Origin of the sequence: Syntrophothermus sp. (genome assembly GCF_013314835.1) — a bacterium.
In the GTDB taxonomy this organism is placed as follows: Bacteria; Bacillota; Syntrophomonadia; order Syntrophomonadales; family Syntrophothermaceae; genus Syntrophothermus; species Syntrophothermus lipocalidus.
The window spans coordinates 1-19,279 of sequence record NZ_JABUEX010000043.1 but is presented as its reverse complement, the minus strand read 5'-3'; the positions used below and the strand labels follow the sequence as shown (position 1 = coordinate 19,279).

Annotated in this window: 24 protein-coding genes; all 24 read right to left on the bottom strand. The window is 47.4% G+C overall.

Going from position 1 to position 19,279, the window contains the following annotated elements:
* Window positions 1–155 precede the first annotated feature (155 nt).
* The 24 genes from HPY90_RS11835 to HPY90_RS11720 all read right to left on the bottom strand — a co-directional run bounded on the left by HPY90_RS11835 (window position 156) and on the right by HPY90_RS11720 (window position 18,587).
* Window positions 156–488, bottom strand: a complete 333-nt coding sequence (locus HPY90_RS11835) for a nucleotidyltransferase domain-containing protein (protein ID WP_287194729.1) — start codon at window positions 486–488, stop codon at window positions 156–158.
* Window positions 452–841, bottom strand: a complete 390-nt coding sequence (locus tag HPY90_RS11830) for a HEPN domain-containing protein (RefSeq protein WP_287194727.1) — start codon at window positions 839–841, stop codon at window positions 452–454. Before HPY90_RS11830 ends, HPY90_RS11835 begins: the two co-directional genes overlap by 37 nt.
* A 94-nt stretch (window positions 842–935) precedes the next feature.
* A complete protein-coding gene (locus HPY90_RS11825; protein ID WP_287194725.1) occupies window positions 936–1,442 on the bottom strand; it encodes an LNS2 domain-containing protein in 507 nt (168 codons plus the stop codon).
* Window positions 1,439–1,681: a hypothetical protein gene (locus HPY90_RS11820; protein WP_287194723.1), complete on the bottom strand. Its 243-nt coding sequence runs from the start codon at window positions 1,679–1,681 to the stop codon at window positions 1,439–1,441. The genes HPY90_RS11825 and HPY90_RS11820 overlap by 4 nt, the downstream gene beginning before the upstream one ends.
* Window positions 1,682–1,700: 19 nt before the next feature.
* Entirely contained in the window at window positions 1,701–2,054 is a 354-nt protein-coding gene (locus tag HPY90_RS11815) for a hypothetical protein (protein ID WP_287194721.1), read from the bottom strand.
* Window positions 2,055–2,136: 82 nt separating this feature from the next.
* Window positions 2,137–2,409: a hypothetical protein gene (locus HPY90_RS11810; protein WP_287194719.1), complete on the bottom strand. Its 273-nt coding sequence runs from the start codon at window positions 2,407–2,409 to the stop codon at window positions 2,137–2,139.
* 218 nt (window positions 2,410–2,627) lie between these two features.
* Entirely contained in the window at window positions 2,628–3,029 is a 402-nt protein-coding gene (locus HPY90_RS11805; protein WP_287194718.1) for a single-stranded DNA-binding protein, read from the bottom strand.
* Window positions 3,030–3,046: 17 nt separating this feature from the next.
* Window positions 3,047–4,192, bottom strand: a complete 1,146-nt coding sequence (gene dnaN, locus HPY90_RS11800; RefSeq protein WP_287194716.1) for a DNA polymerase III subunit beta — start codon at window positions 4,190–4,192, stop codon at window positions 3,047–3,049.
* 50 nt (window positions 4,193–4,242) lie between these two features.
* The gene (locus tag HPY90_RS11795; protein ID WP_287194715.1) at window positions 4,243–5,169 is read right to left on the bottom strand and encodes a DUF6744 family protein; all 927 of its coding nucleotides are present in this window, start codon (window positions 5,167–5,169) and stop codon (window positions 4,243–4,245) included.
* Window positions 5,169–5,381, bottom strand: a complete 213-nt coding sequence (locus tag HPY90_RS11790) for a hypothetical protein (RefSeq protein ID WP_287194712.1) — start codon at window positions 5,379–5,381, stop codon at window positions 5,169–5,171. The genes HPY90_RS11795 and HPY90_RS11790 overlap by 1 nt, the downstream gene beginning before the upstream one ends.
* A 564-nt stretch (window positions 5,382–5,945) precedes the next feature.
* Window positions 5,946–6,605 (bottom strand): DUF6338 family protein, encoded by a 660-nt coding sequence (locus HPY90_RS11785; protein ID WP_287194710.1) that lies wholly within the window; start codon window positions 6,603–6,605, stop codon window positions 5,946–5,948.
* Window positions 6,606–6,607: 2 nt separating this feature from the next.
* The gene (locus HPY90_RS11780; protein ID WP_287194709.1) at window positions 6,608–6,772 is read right to left on the bottom strand and encodes a hypothetical protein; all 165 of its coding nucleotides are present in this window, start codon (window positions 6,770–6,772) and stop codon (window positions 6,608–6,610) included.
* A 143-nt stretch (window positions 6,773–6,915) separates the two neighbouring features.
* The gene (locus tag HPY90_RS11775) at window positions 6,916–8,385 is read right to left on the bottom strand and encodes an ATP-binding protein (RefSeq protein WP_287194707.1); all 1,470 of its coding nucleotides are present in this window, start codon (window positions 8,383–8,385) and stop codon (window positions 6,916–6,918) included.
* A 260-nt stretch (window positions 8,386–8,645) separates the two neighbouring features.
* Window positions 8,646–10,118: a VWA domain-containing protein gene (locus tag HPY90_RS11770; RefSeq protein ID WP_287194705.1), complete on the bottom strand. Its 1,473-nt coding sequence runs from the start codon at window positions 10,116–10,118 to the stop codon at window positions 8,646–8,648.
* Complete coding sequence (locus tag HPY90_RS11765) at window positions 10,115–11,248, bottom strand: AAA family ATPase (protein ID WP_287194703.1); 1,134 nt, start codon at window positions 11,246–11,248, stop codon at window positions 10,115–10,117. Before HPY90_RS11765 ends, HPY90_RS11770 begins: the two co-directional genes overlap by 4 nt.
* Before the next feature lie 652 nt (window positions 11,249–11,900).
* Window positions 11,901–13,202 (bottom strand): RNA-guided endonuclease IscB, encoded by a 1,302-nt coding sequence (gene iscB, locus HPY90_RS11760; protein ID WP_287194702.1) that lies wholly within the window; start codon window positions 13,200–13,202, stop codon window positions 11,901–11,903.
* A 365-nt stretch (window positions 13,203–13,567) separates the two neighbouring features.
* Complete coding sequence (locus HPY90_RS11755) at window positions 13,568–13,960, bottom strand: hypothetical protein (RefSeq protein ID WP_287194701.1); 393 nt, start codon at window positions 13,958–13,960, stop codon at window positions 13,568–13,570.
* Between the two features lie 111 nt (window positions 13,961–14,071).
* Entirely contained in the window at window positions 14,072–14,236 is a 165-nt protein-coding gene (locus HPY90_RS11750; RefSeq protein ID WP_287194698.1) for a hypothetical protein, read from the bottom strand.
* 15 nt (window positions 14,237–14,251) lie between these two features.
* Window positions 14,252–14,671: a hypothetical protein gene (locus HPY90_RS11745; RefSeq protein WP_287194697.1), complete on the bottom strand. Its 420-nt coding sequence runs from the start codon at window positions 14,669–14,671 to the stop codon at window positions 14,252–14,254.
* A gap of 29 nt (window positions 14,672–14,700) precedes the next feature.
* On the bottom strand, window positions 14,701–15,453 hold the full coding sequence (locus HPY90_RS11740; protein ID WP_287194695.1) for a nucleoside/nucleotide kinase family protein: 753 nt from the start codon (window positions 15,451–15,453) through the stop codon (window positions 14,701–14,703).
* A gap of 6 nt (window positions 15,454–15,459) precedes the next feature.
* Window positions 15,460–16,524: a PD-(D/E)XK nuclease family protein gene (locus HPY90_RS11735; RefSeq protein WP_287194693.1), complete on the bottom strand. Its 1,065-nt coding sequence runs from the start codon at window positions 16,522–16,524 to the stop codon at window positions 15,460–15,462.
* A gap of 15 nt (window positions 16,525–16,539) precedes the next feature.
* Complete coding sequence (locus tag HPY90_RS11730; protein WP_287194691.1) at window positions 16,540–17,031, bottom strand: hypothetical protein; 492 nt, start codon at window positions 17,029–17,031, stop codon at window positions 16,540–16,542.
* Window positions 17,032–17,055: 24 nt separating this feature from the next.
* The gene (locus HPY90_RS11725; RefSeq protein WP_287194688.1) at window positions 17,056–17,622 is read right to left on the bottom strand and encodes a metal-dependent hydrolase; all 567 of its coding nucleotides are present in this window, start codon (window positions 17,620–17,622) and stop codon (window positions 17,056–17,058) included.
* A 68-nt stretch (window positions 17,623–17,690) separates the two neighbouring features.
* On the bottom strand, window positions 17,691–18,587 hold the full coding sequence (locus tag HPY90_RS11720; protein ID WP_287194686.1) for a hypothetical protein: 897 nt from the start codon (window positions 18,585–18,587) through the stop codon (window positions 17,691–17,693).
* Window positions 18,588–19,279 lie beyond the last annotated feature (692 nt).

Sequence of the window (19,279 nt, the reverse complement as noted above, 5' to 3'; positions counted from 1 at the left end):
TTGGCGAATATTTAACATGAGACCTCACACTCCTTTAGTTTGACTTTGGGTGTTTTTTTGGGCGAGGTCTCATTTCTTTTTCAGGGGGCTGATCCCCTTCTGGTGCCTACTGAAATTTTACTCGGCCGCAAGCTTTTTTTGTATATATGCTTAAGTTATACAGCAATGTGCTCTATCTGATTGTTTGCTATCATAGCCCCAATACTTGGCAATTCTAGTGCAGCAAATTCTTCTGGTGTGTAAGCCAGCGGTTCAATTGGTTCCATCACTTCTACTATTGCTCTACCTAATACCTCACACCTTTGCTTAAAATTCAAACCTTCAAAATCTGGCGATATGACTATTAGATCAATATCGCTGAACTGATGAGCTGTTCCCTTTGCATGGGAGCCGTAAAGAAATGCTTTTTCAACATTTATCCCGTATTTGGAAAGCGATTTCTTAAAATTTTCTATTGTTTTGTGGATTTCAAGATTGCTTTTATCCATAAAATCACTTCCTTACTTTTCTGTATCCAATCACTTGTTAGCTGGTTATCATACTGTTGAATTGCTTTTTCGAGATTTTCTGGATATCTAGTCTGAATATTTGCGGTGTTGATCTCGGCGAGGAACTGCAATTGGTCTGTTGAAAGATTTAATCCTTTAGCAAGAAGCAAAAGGTTGTGGGTTCTAGGTGCTATCTCTCCTGTTGTTTTCACCCAAACAGCTTTTAGCGCTTTTTCTAAGGCCAAATGACACATAAAAACAGCATATATGTTCCGCTGACTTTTGAACATTGCTTCGGCAGTTTTGAGATCATATTGTGATTGATTAAGCCATTCCTGGATTTGTTTGTCCACAGAGAATGCCTACCTTCTTGCCTTTTTCCTATATTTTACCACACTTTATGGATTTTATTAAGCAAAACCACTGCAGGCTCTTGATTTGGTACGCCTAGTTACAGGCCGTTGCAGAACCGAGATTTAGGCAGTGCAACCATCTCTTGAATTTGATTAATCGATCGCCCGTTAGATGCTTGTTGTACGGCCACTGGTGGACCAGGACAGGTACACCCAACCGCAATAGCAGTGGTATTATCCAGGGGTCGTCTTCGGCCACCAGCGCTGGCGCAAGGTTTTTTACGACTCCCGCTTTTTCTTCCCGAGCACAGAAGATTACTCTGCCTTTCGGAAAACCGTGGGTTTTTAACCACCGGTAGGTCAATACCTCGGCAATTCGCGGACGGGTAGTGACGTAGGTTATTCCCCCTAGGTCCCTTGCCAGTTGGCTGACCACGTCTGCCGCGTTTGGCATCGGCGGGGCGTCAGCCAGAAGTTTTAACCCATCGGCGGTTGTGAAGTATCCCGGCGGGACCGGGTACGGATAGCTGTACGAACGGTACTTTTTTTCAAGCAGGCTGTTTGTGTTCGCTAACATATTGTCGATATCAGAAACGATCATTTTTTGGTCTCCTTTCCATCCAGGGTATGCAAGGCATCTTTGTTGCCCTCCTTTTCTTTTGGGAATCTCCAGCACCCTTTGTTTTCTGTCCAGTTGCATGGTTTCCAGCCGGGCAGATCATCGTAACAAGTGCTGCAGGGCAGGATTTTATTGCCACACCGGGGGCACATAGCCGGCCAGTCGGCAGGTATTTTGACTTCCGATGTGCAAAACGGACACATCTCGTAGGTGTACTCCATTTTTGCTCCCCCTTCCTTTTCATGCCCCAAGATGTTTGGCGCAGGTTTTGGCAACTTCGTAGGCAAAGTCTATACCTCTGTATGTTTTCCCTAAAAACAGCGGGTAGCGTTTGCCTTTATCTTTCGTTACTGCTTCGACGTGGATGTACCAGTTTTTAATCGAGTGGCTGACGCAGTAGCAGCTGAGCCAGATGTGTTTCGGGAAACAGAAGTTTCTGTCCCCGCTGTACCATAGCCCGAAATATTCGGGCAGTTTCCCTTCGGCCTTCAACCGTTCCCGCAGTTCTTCGTATACTTCTCCAATCAGCCGACATTCTACTTTGATTGGGTTTGTTACCTGCGTCAGCACCGGTACCGCATTTATTGCCTGCATATTAACCTGCATATTAATTGGGCGGCTTTCAGACCGCCCTTAACACCTCCTTTTTAAGATGTTTGAGCGGTTTAAGCCGCCTTTAGCTTGCTTTTCTTATTCTTTGTTCTTTAACATACAGACGGTGGTTTGTGGCCCGCAAACGGGTCCGTTTAACCATTGAATGTGGACGCTGGCTTGCTTCCAGCACGTATTCTGTCAGCGCATATCCAAATGCAAACGCCGCCAGAACAGCTAACAGAACCGGCCAGATTCCGGGCAGCATTATGTGCTGGAAAAATTCCCAGGCTGTTTCCCAAAAATTTAGGTCCAGCATGAGCTGGATTGTTTCGTGGATTTTTTGCAGTGGGTTCATTGCTGCCCCCGGATGTTTTGCCGGGGGCAGTCCCCCGGATTTCAAAAAATCCGGGGGATACACCTCCTTTTTTTACTTGTCTTCAATGCAGGATGCGATAAAACCGATAATGATCAACAGGAAAAACAGTTCCGCAAAGCCCTTCATTATGGATCGCCCTCCTTTTGTGTTTTGTTTTTTGCAGTCCCAAAAGGAGGACGACTCCTTATGGGCCTGCATTAAAATGGTATTTCATCCGGGTCGAAGCTGACCTCGCTGCCTATTGAAGCGGGGTCAATATCATTGTTGTTGTCTCCGTTTTTCTTGCTGTCCAGGAATCGCACTTGTTCGGCAACTACGCGAGCGGAACGCCGCCTCTGGCCATCCTGGGTTTCATAGGTCTCGATTTCCAGCCGCCCCACAACTGCTACCAGGCGGCCTTTGTTCAGATGTTCCGCGCAGGTTTCCGCCAGCCCCCGCCAGGTTATTATGTCAATGAAGTCGGTTTTTTTGTTGCCGTTCTGGTCGGTGAACGGGCGGTCTACTGCAAGCGTAAACTGTGTTACGGCTACACCGTTCTGCGTATAGCGTAGTTCCGGATCGCGGGTTAGCCGCCCGATCAAGGTGATTGTGTTAAGCATTTGTATTTGATACCTCCTTATGCCGCTTCGTTAAAGGCTTCACTGGGCATTCGGATTGGTAACACCAGGTACAGCTGGTCGTCACTGTTCATAGGCTGAAGCACTGCCGGCCCAAATGATCCATTTAATTTGAGCAGGACTTCTTCGCTGTCGATTGTTTTGAGCCCCTCGACCAACAAATCACTGTTAAACCCGATGATCAGCGGCTCTCCTTCAAAGGCAACATCCAGTTCTTCAGCCAGTTTGCCTTCCTGGGTCTGCACCGTTACTTTCACCTTGCCGTCCCTGATCCACAACTTTGTGGGAATGACTTCCGATGCCGACTTGGCCAGCAATTGGGCGCGTTCCAGGGATTCTAACAGCGGTTCCCGCTTAACCTTAACAAGGGTGCTATACTTGTTAGGTACTACGCTGCGGAAATTCGGGTATTTTCCTTCGATCAGCCGCGAGATGATCGCTGTTTCGCCAAATGTAAAAGCGATCTGGTTCTGGGATGCAATAACCGCAAGGTTTTCCTGTTCTTTTTCGTTATCTAGCGCACGTCCCAATTCAATCAGGGTGTATCTTGGTATTATTGTATCTGCCGGAACCTTGGCCATAATTGGCAAACGGTACTTGCTGACGGCCAGCCTGTGTGTATCCGTTCCTGCCAGCGTCAGGTATTCATCTTCATTGGAAAGCAACGCGCCTCTGAACACCGGCCGCGGTGAATCATCGTCGTCTACCGCGATTATCACCTGCCGGATCATTTCTTTGAACACGCCCGACGGCAGTTTTATCTTGTCCTCAGTTTCCGGCACCGGCAAAAGCGGGTACTCTTCGGCGTTCATCACCATCATAGTGAATTCCGAAAACAGGCCATACTGAATGGTGATCTGCGTAATGTCCGGGTTGGTTAAAATGGTAAGATTCCCGTCAGGCAGCTTCTTTACCAGTTCAGCAAACTGTTTGGCGGGAACTACTACCCTGCCGGTTTCCTGAACTTCTGCTTCTACACTTTTCCGGATCCCGATCTCCAGATTTGTTGCACTCAAGCGGAGTGTTGAACCTTCTGCTTCAAACAGTACCCCCTGCAGAACCGGGATCGGGTTTTTGGGGTTCACAAAACGGCTGGCAGTTTGCACTGCGTTACTCAGTACGTTTTTGTCGATTGTTAACTTCATGTGTGTGGGCCGCGTTTTTTTGAGCGCGGCCCTCTCCCTCCTTTCTTTTTTTAAGCAACTTTTTTCTCCAGCAGGACAAGCATCTGTTTCTGGATGATTTCGCACTCCAGCTCCAGATCCTCCATGCTGGTTTTTAAGGCTTGCTCATATTCCCTCACAGCATCCAGCGTCTCTTTGGCTCTGGAAAGAGACTGCGTGATTTCATACGACGAGACGTTCTCTTTCTTTAGTGTTTCGCTGAGCTGCATTAGGGAACTTCTTACCTGCTCGCGGAACTTAACCGTAATCATTGCTCGCATGTCTTCGCTGTCCACGAGCGGAATGGTCCAGGCTTCACTCTGCCCTTCCAGCAGGCGGATGAACTGAACAAGTTTGTCCAGGTCATCGGAATACTGGTCCTGGACAAAATAGACTCCACCGCTTGGCCGGATCACCGTTGGCTTCATGCCGTGCAGTACCTGTATCACCACATTTCGCACGGCACGCGATGTGTAGTGAGTGAGGTACTGGTTGTACAGTAGCTTTGCCCTACTGATTAGTTCCAGAACTGCTTCCGGGTTTAACGGGTCCGGCTGGAACAACTGATTGTACTCGATAATCAGCTGTTCCGAACTCCTGTTAAGGATCAGTTTGGCTACGTCCGGAGTGAAACTCAGACGCTTTTTTTTGGAGTCCACCACTTCCTCCACTACCTGCCGTAGCACCAGGTCGCGGTCGCAGGCCACTTCGCGGATCAGGTAGTTTACAAAGCAGTCGCCGTAGGGCACGCCGTAAGTTTCACACTCGGTCGTGGCCCGCCGGAACGCGTCAACCGGTCGAATTGTATGCGGAAATAGGTCCATGTCCAGTCCTGATTTGGCGAAGTTTTCCTCCAGTTTTTCTTTGGTGATCAGCTGCTCGGATAAGCTGTAAAAAAAGATGTGCCCGAGCTTTTTTTCGACATTGCCGAAAATGGCAACTTTGTTTTTTAAATCCATTAATGCATCGCTCCTTTCTTGTTCTGGCGATAGCGAAATACTATAGCGCCAGCTTTTTCGTAAACGGCAAGAGGCCCCTTGAAATATAGGGCCTCTTCGACTTGTGAGTAGTTTTTAACAGGTGCGTTTAAAACAGGCTTTCTGCCGCAGTAAAGAGTAACTTTACTGTTAGTAAGTATGGCTTCGTCAAAGTTTCTTAATACACCGAGCATCTCGGCCGCCCCGGGGTTAATGCGTCCAGGACGGCTGCCTGCCCCGCCCTGATCAATTCCCCAGAGCGGGGTTCACCTCCTTTGTTCTTTTTTTTCTTGGTTTTGGCGAACAGCCTTTTTGGGTTTAAGCTTAACACCTCCTTGAAGTGTTTTTTTGGGGATGAAAAACAAAAAACCACGCAATACAGCATAATTGCGTGGTTTTTGGCTAATGTTTTTAATATTTTGTAGGCTCCCAAACAGCCTGTGCCCAGGAGATATTTCGCGCGTTGTGTGGGCCTCTCCCGCCTGGGGAGAAACCAGAAGCAATTAGTTTGATTTATATTTTTATTTTAGCATTGCCGCAAAAAACTGTCAATAAGAGCTTTCTCAGCTTAATCTTTATTTGCATTTTTGTTAAGTTGGCTGCTCGGCCTAGTGCTTTCTGGAGCAGGTTTGTGCTTTGTTACATATGTGCTTATGAATCTAGAATCTTTATGCTTATCTTGTTTTTCTTCCGATTTGTTATCAATCATACAAAAAATACACCACCTTGACTGGTAGTGTACCCTGTTTTAGTTTCTTTTATTCTTGAATAATTTCCTCTTGTTCTACCATTGTGATTTCCACTTCTTTTAGTTTATCTACATTGAGTATAACGCCTGTGTTTTCGGGAAGCCGGTAGATTACATTCCTATCAAAATCCAGATATGCAACATGTGTTAGATATACTTCGCGGGGAGAGTCTTTTACAGCTGCCATTTCGACAGTCCCCTCTATCAAATGGTCATCTGTTCTTGCCGTGAGCCACAATGTTTGGGTACCTGGCTGGCTTCGGTATTCATCGGACAAAAGAGCAGCATACACATTAGGGGGTTCAACAGCTCTTCTACCAAACCACTGTAGAATAGTTTTTGGTTTATCACTTTTATATAAATTACCACATAGCAATCCCCATCCAATACTGACCATAAGCATAAAAATCGCTATCCCAAGAGGCGCCCAACGATTTACGGTCACTAAATGCTTTAATGACTCGGCATTAACTTGTTCATTTCCAAGAAGTAGCACGACAACGGGATAAATTATAACATAGATCGCTACTGAATGAAGAAGGCATTCGTAAATTTCAATGTTCCGTTTTTTGCCCCTTGCGACTATTGTATCAAAAACGATTTGACTTACAGCACCCGGGACAATCAAGAGAAGGATTAGATAGATAATCTCTGGTTTGAAAGGCGGCATGATTATTTAGTTTTTTTCTTGCTATGAGATACTTGAGCTCTACGAGTGATTGCCCCTGAACGATCCGCTTTCATGATACTGCTTGGACGGGTATTTTCCGAAGCTGGTTTGAACATAGTTACATATGTTCCTATTAATCGAACTGCTTGAGAATTGTTTTTTACCATACAAACCCCCTCCTATTACAGGGAAATATTACCTGCCTTTTATTATATTATAACAGTTATTTTTTTTAAAAGTAAGAAGAAAGAGGCCTTTGGCTTTAAGCTTTTTTATCTTAATTCATTGAGGGGAGGATGTCACTTTAGCATTAGCATTGCCGCAAAAAACTGTCAATAAGTGCTTTCTCAGCATGCCCGAGCAAGTACAAAAACACATGGGCCGGTATACGCATGATAGGAACTCTGGTGTCGTAAGGCATTATGCCAAAATCTTCAGCCCTTTTGGTTACAACTACCGCCGCTTCCGCTTTCTTCTCCTCTTTTGATACTTCTACGATGGCCTCTTTTTCTTTGATAACAGCGTTTTCCCTGTACTTCACTTCTACAAAAACCCTGCCTTGCGGCAGCTCTACCACTACGTCAATCTCCTTTTCACTGCCCCCCGATCTGCGGTAATAACCAACTCTTGCGTTTGACCGGAAGTAAAAGGACGCCAGGTGCTTATACACCGCTGTTTCGACCATGACCCCCATCTGTTCAGGATCAGCAAGGACATCTTCCAGCATAAGGACAGCATTTCTGATAGCTGCATCTGCAATATATATCTTAGGCCTGGCTTTTAAGACCTTTTTTCCGTCCAGATTGATCGGATAGCTGACATATATCAGGTTCGCCTGTTCTAGAAACTGGATATAGTTTGATATAGTTACAGTCGGCGTGTTGTCCAATTCTTTGCTAATTGTAGTAATGTTGATAATGTTTGAGGAATTAAAACATAAATATAAAAATACTTTCTCCAGAACTGCTGCATTACGAATGTTAAACAGCGCAGGAATATCGCGCTTCAGCACCTTATCTACTACATCCTCACGCATCATCCTTTGAGCGTAGTAGCTGTCCCCGGATAAGGCAAGCTCCGGAAACCCGCCAACTGTTAGGTACCGGAAGAAATGCTTTTGTAAAGGCGCAAGACAATTCATCAGGTCGAGCAAATCACGCTGCTTGAGTTTTGTGAGGCTCGTTGGTTTGATATCTGAATCAAGGGTCGGGCGTTCTTCTACCCCCGTAATCTCGCAGTACTCATAAAACGAAAGTGTCGGCACCGGTATAACAGTCCAACGGCCCACCCCACTTTCGCTTGCTCCTTGCGCGAGTATAGGGCTCGCTGAACCAGTAGCCGCAATCCGCCAGTCGGGTTTGGTATCGTAAAATACTTTCAACCATCGGTCCCAATCAGATGCGTACTGGACCTCATCGAAAAACAAATACGCCTCTCCTGCCAGCGCTACATTTGTTTCGTAAATATTCACAAGTTCGTCCATACCGCAAAATTTCAGCAGCGGATGATCGAAAGAGACATACAGTATTTTTTTCGCTTCTATTCCTCGTCCCAGCAGCGTCTCAATCATTTGATAAAGAAGTGTCGTCTTCCCTACTCGCCTTGCCCCCGAAATTATTACATGCCTGCGGAGATCCGGATGGGTTAATAAGTTTATGGCTTCGTAATAAGCAAGCCTTCTTGTTGGCTTTAACAGGTTCTTCGGCAAAATGCCGTCTCTCCACCACGGGTTGTAGGAGTACAGCAGTTTAAGAATGTTTTCGGATGTTGCAATTGGCATTATTCTCACCCCTGGATATATTATAACCTGCGTTTTTTATTTTATACAGTTATTTATTAATTATACTTTATATTTTTTGATAAATAATATAAAATACATTTTTAGAAATCAAATAGGAGACGGGGGAAACCCGCCTCCTAGCAGAAACTTGCTTGTGCGCTTTTTACGACTTTTTTTGTTAGATGCAAATATTGTTTGAACCTCCCCTGACTGAAGTCAGAAGAATGCGGCGCGGATATTTTCCTTCCAGCTCTTGTTTTTTAAATGCTGAATACCGCGCTTAATACCTTGCTGTCGCTGCTTATGTCTGCTGCAAAAACCTGGTCGGAAAACTTCTCGACACTGTATTCGCCTATGTCATCAAGTAAGACTGTTATCACCTGAAACTTCTTCTCGGCTTTGTCTTGCTTGAATTTTTTTAAGAAGCGGTCGCTTACGTCGCATTCACCATCAGTTATGAAGATTATATCGGCTTTCTCAAAAGCCGACTTCTTCAAAACGGCGACGGCTTCAGTCAGCGGTCGCTCAAAGTCTGTCCCACCGCCAAAGAAAAAAGTGGCCATGTCTGCTGTCTCTAGTGGACTGACTTTCTTCGGATCGGGAAACTCGAATACTTTGAGTTCTGAGCTGTTTCCGAAGTGAATACAGGCAAATGCCCGGTTCTGCTTTCGCGCAATAGTTAAAAGGGCCAGCGCTACGGCTTTTGCCCATATCTCCCGGTCTCCTTTCATTGAGCCGGAATTGTCCACGCAGCAGATCACCGGGCCTTTTCCTTTCCGTTCCTTAGTCTCCAGGTGATACTGAAGGCACTGTTTTTCAATAAACCGCCGCTTGAAGTCTTGTTTGAGAAGCGGATGGCTGATCTGGACCAGCTCAGATGGAAGCAGGCGACCCAGATCGCAACCCAGCTCGACGTTGGCTATTTCACCCTGCTGTTCTACCTTATAACGCTGTTTGTCCAGGGCGATGTTTTTCATCCGGCCGGCTAAATCAGCAATGCGGCGGAGCTTCTGGTCTCTGCGGATACGTGCAGCCAGCTTGAACCGGTCGCCTGGCGACATCTTTGTCCCCGGACCGGCTTCTGTGCCCCAGGTGTAGGCCAGCACCGATTCCAGTTCTCCATTTGCTTCGTCAAGTGTTTTCCGCAGGGCAATCCGCAACTGGTTTTCGTCAAGCTGCGGCCGGGTCATCTTCTGCTGGATCTGTTGGGCCTGCGCCTTCATTTTTTCTGCCGACTCTATCATGTCCTGGGCTTTCTGCTGAAGTTCTGGCGTGGCATCATGACGTTTGATTATTTCATCTGCCAGCTCTTCCAGCGCATCGGCTTTGTTCAGCAAGTCAGCAGCTTCCTGTTCGGCCCGGAGCTGATCATTAATTTGCTGCTTCACTTCTTCCGGGATCATCTCCAGCGCCTTTTCGCTTATGGCCAGCGTGCCTATCGCCGAGCAGCATTCGTCAAAGCGGGTGTTCTCACGCAAAGTGCTCCACTGAGGCAGGTTCATCGCCTGTTCGAGTATCTGCTTGTTTACCCGGACTGAAGCCGGGATTTCTTCTTTGAATTGCGGGTTTGCCTTAAACAAACCCGCAAAAATATCCTGCATAAGCGAGGGGAAAGTAGCCAGTTGCTCCTTCCCCTTTGCTTCCATTGTTTGCAGGTTCGGCGATAGCTCTTTGAGACGTGCGAAGGCGTTGCGGTCGTATGAGTCCATGAAAATTACATTGAGGTCGCTCATACAGCCATCTTCCCTCCCCTGATCCCAAGACACTTCTCGGAGACTTCGAGAAGCATTTGTTCAAGCCTAGTTAAGCCCTGGGTGGCTTTCTGCCGACAACCCGGACCGCCTTTTGTTGTTAACCCCTGCATTTCGCCCAGGTAGTTTTTCAGCTTCTTAATCGCTTCGGCACCCTGCATCGGATCACCGCTCGATACAGCGTTTTTATAAATTTCGGTAGCTTCGTCCAGGATTTCCTGAACACGCTGGGCCAGCGGATCCGCCAGCTTCCGCACCACTTTGGCGACGTTGCGCCGCTGTTCCGGGTCGTTCCAGAGAATGTGGCAGAGGATCTCAAAGTCTTCTTCTACCGCTACCTGGGTGCGGTTGTTCAGCGCTGCATTTCCTTTCAGCGCTTGTACCGCCATGACCCAACGCCGATCCGATACGGTGATCCCTATCCCGGCCAGTTCACGCCGTAATGTCACCAGCGCGTCTATCGTCTGCGGCGGCACTACTACGCGTGTGTCAATAAAATTCTGGATTTCCTGAATGTCCTGCAACGATATAAACTGGGGGGCCGCTTTTTTGCTGGGGCCAGACAACAGCGCCGCAAACGTACTGTCTTCGCTGATGTAGTCCACGCAGTACCGGAAAAGAAACCGGTCGTACAGCGCGGCCAACCCTTCATCTTCCTGCGGCAGTTCGTTACTTGCTCCAAACAGTGAAATGAGCGGGATCGGAGTCGGATGTCCGTTGTTGTAAAAAATGCGCTCGTTCAAGGCTGTGAGGAGCGCGTTTAGGATAGCCGAATTTGCTTTGAACACTTCGTCCAGAAAAACGATGTGCGCTGTCGGAAGTTTGCCAGTGGTGACCCGCCGGTATTCGTCGTTTTCCAATCCCTTCAAGGAGATCGGGCCGAAAATTTCGTCCGGCGTGGTGTATTTGGTCATCAACCACTGGAAGTAGCTTACGCCGTTGATTTTGTTGCACAGCTCCTGGGTGAGCTGTGACTTGGCGGTGCCCGGCGGGCCGATCATCAGCAGGTGCTGGCCGGTCGCCAGGGCGACCATCATCCCGTCCACTACTTCCTGCCGCTCAAAAAATTTGTTCTGCAAATAGGTTTTTAACATTAAAAAGTTTTCAAACAATTTTGATTCCCCCTTTTTTTAAAATGTTGTTTGAAAAATGTTTTGAGACTGCTTAATGCAGTCTCATGGTTTTTTGCCCCAGAACAGGGCAACACGTATTTTTTCCCTCCTCTCTGGCATGGGTTTTTGTGGTGAAAAAAATAAAAACCCATTGAATCGGCATACTTTTGCCAACTCAATGGGTTTGTTTTGCGAAAATTTTTTATATAAGTTTTTTTGATAACCGACAGCCTGTACCGGTTATATTGTTTCTATGTTTTTTGCTCCCTGGCAGCTTGTGCCTGGAAGATGGGTATTAAATTTTGTTTAGCTGTTGTTACTATTTTAGCATGAACTGCAAATTTTTTGCAAGAGAGGTTCTTCTAAGTTGATATGTCGTCTGTTTTTGGTTATACTATATGGTAGAAAAGATTTAACAAGCGTTGAAACGCTTGTTAAATGGTAGGGTCTGGGGGTCAGCCCCGGGCAATAAATATAAAGTGTTAGATAGTTGGGTCCAATGAATGACTAGCGTTACTGGCGCTAGTCATTCGCCTTTTTATTGCTACCAATTTCAATATCAGTTTGAACGCGAATACTTGCTTTGATTTTTATCCAAAATACAAGCAGGAAGACTCCCACCTCTACAGGTGGGAGATGAATTGCATCCCACCTATACCGCACAAAAACCTTTCCTGAATAAATATGGCTTTACTAGTTCAATCCTTACGGGCTTTGGTAAGCCTTCAAGTTTAATGTAAGCTCCCCGATTTTGCACACCTTTGACAATATACTTTTGCCCTTCATAGATAACTACATCTTTTGGCTGGTAGAAATACCTTTGCTTTCTTATACTTCTGCGCCCTTTAAATAGCTTTTGTCCCCTATACTTGCGAAGGTTTTCTGTGTTGTAGTTTTTGTTGCGAACTCTTCTGCCATTGAACAGTTCCTGTCCGGTTGCCGGTTTGCCAGTCCGGGTGTCAATATACTTTGCGTCGTAGAATTTTTCTAATGAACGGTTATTCCTGCGAACCTGCTCAAAATAGATTGGTTCTACTCTTTTTTGATTGCTCCCACCTGCTATGATAAAAGCATCGTTATAATGTGTTTTCTCTAACATTAATGCTTTTCTTTTTGCTTTGGTAACATATCCGTAAGTATATTTGCACCCAAGAGTATTCACCAGCTTCCAGCGAACAATAGACATGAAGGTTGCTTCTTTAAATGGCTGCAGTTTTGGCTGCCATCCCCACAGCTTACCGCTTCTCAAATGGTTTTCGGGAGTATGGCAGTTAATGCACAGCGTTATTAGATTGCTTGGCCTATCAGTCCTGTCCTGCTTCCAGTAGCCTATGTGATGTACTTCCAAAGGCAGATTGCCTTTACCGCAAAGCTGGCAGGCGTAGTTATCCCTGTATAGAATGTATTCCCGCAAGTTATAAAAGCCTTTTTGCTCGCCGTTTTGGTAGCCTACACCTTCTATGTCCGGGTTTTTGGTTTTTTGAATGTCAAAGCTGGCTACTTCTATGACAACTTTGGTAATCGGCAAAATGGAACTTATAAGGTTAGTAAACCTTACATGGCTGTCGTATTTGTGCTGGATGCTTGGCGGCAGCCAACCTTCTGGTTTTCTTCTGTTATCAAATCTTGGCTTGCGGTATCTTAATCTGTTGCGTCTTTGCCTTCTATACATGGCTCGTTCTTTGAGCCGTTCACTTATATCCTGAAGCAAGGTAACTTCTCCGCTTATAAGTTCTTCCTTCTCTGTTACAGCAGAAAAGCCTATATAGTTGTATCCGCTGTCTATGCCAAGCGTTATAGGTTGCGTGTAGGTTGTGGTTTCGTATAACAGCTGAATGGTGAAAGGTTTTCTCCTAATTACTTTTGCTTTGTTGTTTTTAAGAAGCCGTCTTACCTTACCATATCTTTTTGTTGGCATTAACGGTTCCCTGTCTTTGGATAATACATATACCATAAGCAATCCTCCTTGAGGATAAGTCAGCTTAACGCTGTAGGTCCACATTGCCAAAGTTATGCAGGGTTTTACGGCAGCAGCACTTCTCCTACCCCACAGAGATGTTTAACCACTGCCCGCAGTGTGCAGGACTTGTAGAGCATCCTGCAGTGCCTATATATTCCTGCATAACATAGCCCCGTCAGCCTTTCGGCTGGTGGCTAAGGCTAATCAACCGGGCTTGCATTTCTACAAGCCCCCGCTCCTATAAGCGGTGGGTGGTTGACTATATCATAATTCTCCAGAATTCGCCAAATTCGGGGCTATATTGGTCCGTGTCAAGATTCAGTAGGTATCTCCACAAAAATTTTTCCCGTTATGAGACCTCACCGCTTAAAATATGTTTTCTTTTCTTTCTTTTCCCGGATGACTTTCCAGCATGTCTCCCGCCATTTTAACGCCCACTCATCATCGGTCGGCGTTAGAAGTTCGAGTATCCTCTCAGGGCAGTTGTAGAAATACGGCCCCATTTCTTCCGCCATATCCTTGTAGCCGAAATTGTAGTAGTCGTTCGGGCGGTAGTCCAGAAGGCAGACCAGCCCGAACACGCCTTTCGCCCCGTCTGCGTCCCCGTACTCGACAGCAAGGTACGCTTCCCGCAACCTCACGATGGAACAGTCCAGCACGCGGTTGTACGCGCCTGTTTTGCTGTCCGTCCAGGTGAATTTGTCTTTGAGAAATTCTTTCGCACTGATATTGTGCGGTTTGTGAGTGTACATCCAACCCATTTTTTGTAAAGAGAGCAGGCTTTCCGGACCGCCTGCTCTCTTTTTTCAGCTCCTTTCTCATAAAGTTTTCTGCAGGCTGTCCGGTCCAGCCAGTTATTTTTGTTACGCTTCTAAGATTGTTAAGCGTTTGCCAACCCAGCGAAGATCGGCATCAAGCGTTTTTGTTTCTTCTTCCAGTTCGTTAATACATTTTTTTAGCATCTGCATGATTTGTTTCTGCTGCAAAAGTTTGCTCTCCAGTTCCTCGATCCTTTTTGCCAGTTCCATCGGGGTTTCCCTCCCTTATTCTACCGGCGGCAGTTTGGGATCGGCTGATTCGATCAGTTCTGCCAGCTTCTGTTTCAGTTCTTCTGCTGGCAAACTCAACAGATCACGCAGCTGTGTCACCAGCAAGTATGGTTGAAATTCGCCATCAGTAATTTCAACAACGTTCAAAGTGTAGTCGCCCATTCCCGGCCGGTACCGCCGGTACAGCGGCATAGTGCTGACAAACGCCCCGCTGTACCGGTCAAACGGGATTTCGTGTTTGACAAAATGCGCTTCCAGTTCCTCAAATTCTCCCCAGGGAGCCAGATTGTTGACTACTCTTACCATGCCTATTTCTTCGGCAATGTAGTCGTATTTGTTGTTCTCCAAAATTTTTTTAACTTCCCTGGTGAACGCTCTGGCCGGGAAGATTATTTCTGCGTAGTACATGTCCATTTGTTTTTCCTCCTTCTTTAGAAGATTTTTTAGTTTGCCAGCTGGTATGCCCGGCGGTCCCGAAGTTCTGCCTTCTTGGCATGGTTGAACAGTTCCGGCGATGCCAGATACCCGGTGATCCGCCTTGTCCGCCTGATCTGCGGGACAAATTTCACCTGCAACACGTATTCGTTGCCGTCTTTTTCTACCACGACTTCGAGCGGCCGGGTCTTTTTTTTCCACGCAAGTTCCCACGCGGTTTTTAGGATCATCTCTTTGTCTTGCGGGTCGTAGTCGCCTTCAACCGGCACTTCGCCCGGGTTTGAGCAGCCCAACGCTTCCAGCACTTTCTCGGCAGTCTTTATATTGGTACTGTCAATTACTTCGTCTGCTTCTAAAACAAACGGAACATTGAGCAGTTTTTTGGCCTGGTCCGGGTCTACGCCCAGGTCGTGGATCAACCGGTACCGCCGTACGCCTACCGGTGCGTCCAGCCAGACAACGACGCTGTTTGGCACGACCTTTTTGAGCGTCTGGGCTCGATCGAGTGATACAGATATCACACAGTCGCTTGCCAGTTTTTCAAGCTCGCTTTTGTGCAACCCGTACACGCCGTTTGATTCTACCAACTCCAGCTCGCCAAACTCTTCTTCTGTTACAAAGTAGTAATCTATGCCGTCTTTTTCGCCGTTCCGACGCTCACGGCAGGTGTGGGAAATCAGCCGCTTGAACCCCCACTTTTCCAGCTCTTTCCCTGCTGCGGTCCGCCCGCAGCCAGGAAGCCCCGTCAGTATTACCAACATTGCTCTCTACCCCCTCGCCTTTCTGCTGTCAAACCGCTGGCTTACTACTTTCTGGGCGCCAAGTTCCGCTATCTGCTCTTCGTCCCAGGATAGTTTCTTCAGCCCGTCTGCTGTCAGACGCAGTATCTTCAGCGGATCGTAGCCCTGCTCTACCATTAAGGCTACCGCCCGTTCATGAGCTTCGTCCGACCACTTCCAGTAGAACGTTTCCTGGATCAGAAACTCTTTGCCGTTTGCCTGCACCGGCCCGTGGGTCTCTACCCAGTTTTTGAGCCGTTCTTTGTACGCTTTGAGCTTGGCTTCCAGAACTAGAATTTCCAAGGCTGTTGTTTCCGCCTTTTCAATTGAGGTTATTGCGTCTGTTTCGTCTGCCAACAACCCCGGACACTGGACTGTATATCCGCAGTGTTCGCACGCTTTCCCGGGACAGGGCGGAAACACTTCAAACGGCATATGCTTCAACAGTTCTGATTCAAGCAGCCTTTCGATTTTCCAGGCTGTTTCTGTCGCCCAGGCAACCGCTTCGCCTATTTCTTCCCGGGTGAACAGGTGGCTTTTGATTGCCCTGGGCCGCAGAAACACCAAATGCCCTTCCACCGGCAGCCCGTATTTTTGGGTTAAGTGCGCCGCGTACAGCGCCAGCTGGTAGGTTTCAGTGACTTCGTAAGGCATCTGGTTTGTTTTCCAGTCGATCAGCACGATTTTTTCTTTGCCTACCGAATAGCAGTCGATGTACCCCTGGAACGTGACATCTCCAATCGGGTACTCGAAGTGGCATTCGACGTTCTCCGGCTCGGCAATCCCTACCGCCCGCGCTACTGCCGGGTGGGACACCAGTTGGAACAGCTCGTCCGCTTCCATTTCAACTGCTGCTCCGACAGCCTGGCAGAAGGGGTAAAGCTCTGGTGTTTTGTTTTTGAGCCCGGCGGCGATCACCGCGTGGGCCGCTTTGCCCAGGGTGAGCGCTGACGTTGTCGGTTCGGGTATCCCCCGGACATATTTCAAATAAAATTTGCAGGGGCAAGCGTACTCGCCCCTGTATGTTGACAGCCGTGAATACGAGTAAATCATTTTTTATCCCTCCCTTTATGCATGCACAAGCGATAAAATAAAGTCCGGCAGTTCCAGTACCGGTTCTCTGCCCCAGTCGCCGGGACGGTTCACAACTTCTAAAGTCAGGTCTCTAGCTATCTCCCCGACTTTGGGTTCTTCAGGGACGTGCCTCCATTTTAACACTTCCCGCCCGACTGCCATCTCCAGGATGTTGGCGCACCGTTCCAGCGACCCTTTACCTTCTTTCCAGGCTCTGTACGCTTGCACGAACGGGTGGTTCGGGCGTTTGGCCAGATACACCAGCGCCGCTCCAAGATAGATGTGGTAGCAGAGCCGGCCGTTCTCACACGCCGGGCAGCGGTGGTAGGTTTTCCGCCTGCCCGCATAATCGTACCGCGTTAACGCTACCTGCCTGACGGTGTTTTCGCTCTGGCTGGCAACCCGAAAAACTATTTCGTGGTCGCGGGTTATTCCTACTGCCACAACGTTTTCTACCGCCTGCACCGCTTTTTTCGAGAGACTCATTTTTCTTCCCCCTTGTTTTTTCTTTTATAAAATTGTTTTTGTGCCGATTAGATTGGCTGCTATGTACGCTGCAGACACCAGCCGGACTGCCAGATCAACCATCCCGCCGGTCGGAGCCAGGCAAGTGCCGATTTTTATCGGGTTCGGCCACAACAGCGTTACCCTGCCCGACACCATGTCGGCTGCCAGGTGAAGGGCGTAGCCCAGCGCAAACGACGCTGCCAGTTTCGGCAGAACTGCCCAGACCAACCCTGCCGATACCGCTAACCCCAGCAGGCTGTGCGTGAACGTGCGGTGCCGGGAAGTCAAGGCTGCTGCCAGAAACACTGCCGCCAGCCCAATCAATGCAGGCTGGTGTTTGATGTGGCTATGCGTTAGGGTGTTCCACCAGTACAGCGCACCGAAGAATACCATCCCTGCCGGACCTGTTTTGCGCCCGAACGACGAGAAGGCTCTGGCCGCCAAGCTGTTTTCCTGGTCGAGATCGGGCAGAAGCGAACCGACTGCGGCCGCTCCTATTCCCGGCAAACCTGCACCGGTCAAAAGAAACGCGCCAGCTGCGCCGACTGCCAGATGTGTCCTCCCAAGCATGGTTGTTTGCCTCCTTTTTGTTAAAACAAAAGGGAGACTGAAAAGATCTCCCTTTTTTGAAAGTTTTTTTAAGCCGCTAATAGCTCTCTGATTATTGCTATGTTCTTTTGTTCCAGTATCTGCGCTGCTGTAGTTATAACTGTTCCCGGTGGAAGGATTCTGATTTTTTCCATTAGCGACGGTTCGGTATAAAGTATCCTTTTTATCCCGGTTGACAGTTCTACCCCGTACCGACACGCAATTTGCTTTTGGGTTTTACTGTCCGTTATATTAATTATTTCGTCCAGCAGTTCAAACTGGATGCTGTCCGGTTCGGATACTTGGATGCTTTCAGCTTTATTTGCAGCATTGTTGGCTGCCGCTTTTGCTGCCGGCGTCTCTGCGCTTGCCGGACGCTGCTTCTTGCCTTGCTCAGCTTTTTCCTGCTGAGCAGATATAACCTCTTCGGCGCTTGCCAGCCCGCCTGTTTCAATTAAGCCGTACCCAAGCATCCCCAGCGCTCTGGCCAGAGCAGATGTCTCAGCGTTTTCCACCGGGTTGGTGGTGTCAACCCCAGTCCCGCCGAAGTTTATCTTGGCAAGAGCTGTAGCTTCCCCTCTAGGAGTGATTACTGTTTTTTCGACGAAAAACATTTTATTAATCTCGATTATTTTGGATGGCAGAACCTTAATTTTCTGCTCTTCTGGATAGGTTTTGCCTTCCAGAAGCTCGGATACTGCCATCTCAACACGCCCGGCCGAACCTATATATGGTTTGGCAACCGGCAGGAATGTTCCTTTTTCTGTCGAAAACACTCCTAGATCGGCAAGTTCTGGGGTGATAGTTATTTTGGTGTTCGCAATTTTTTCGTTGCGGACCAGCCCTTGAACGTAGCCCGCAAATTTTTCACCTACTTTTTCTTTTGCCCTGTCCATCAGGGCTTTTTCTTCTGCCTTTAAATGCTTCACTTTTTGAGGCAAATCCATTTTTTTACCTCCTTTTTTTGTTTTTGATGTTTTTAAGAGGTTTGTTTTAAGGGGTTAAAGTATTCTTTCGCCTCCTTTCGGTAGGAATTAAAAAGCCCATGCAGGGTATGGCATGGGCTTTTTTTGTTGAATATTTTTACCACCGGAGGGTTACTCCAGCCGGGTGATGACCCGGATTGTTAGGTCATCCAGGGTCACGTTTTGGTGCGGCGTAGTAAACCCTTCAGTTGCTCGGCTGCTTTTACCCTGAGCAATGGGGAAGTACACCGCTTCCTTTCTCCTTTCTTTGTTTTAAAAATATAAAAACCCACGCAATTACAACAACGTAATTGCATGGGTTTTTTTGCTTAACTTTTTATGGTTGTTTGATCCTGCCTGGCCCGCAGGCAAGGATAGTTTTTTTTCTCATTGTTCGATCCCCGACAGCCTGTGCCAGAGATATACTTTATGTTTCCTGATTCAGCTATATTCTACCAAATTATTTAAAAACGTGCAACAAAAAAATGAGGGGCGTGTGTTCATTCTGTGATAATGTCACCTTGAAATATTTCTGAGAAAATGTCACTTCGGTTAAAATGAAAGGATGATATTATCAATGACACAGGATGAACGAAACAAGCTATATGTGGCCCGTTGCTTACTCGACGGGAAAATGACCATCAGCGAAGCAGCAGAGATTTTAAGCCTAAGCG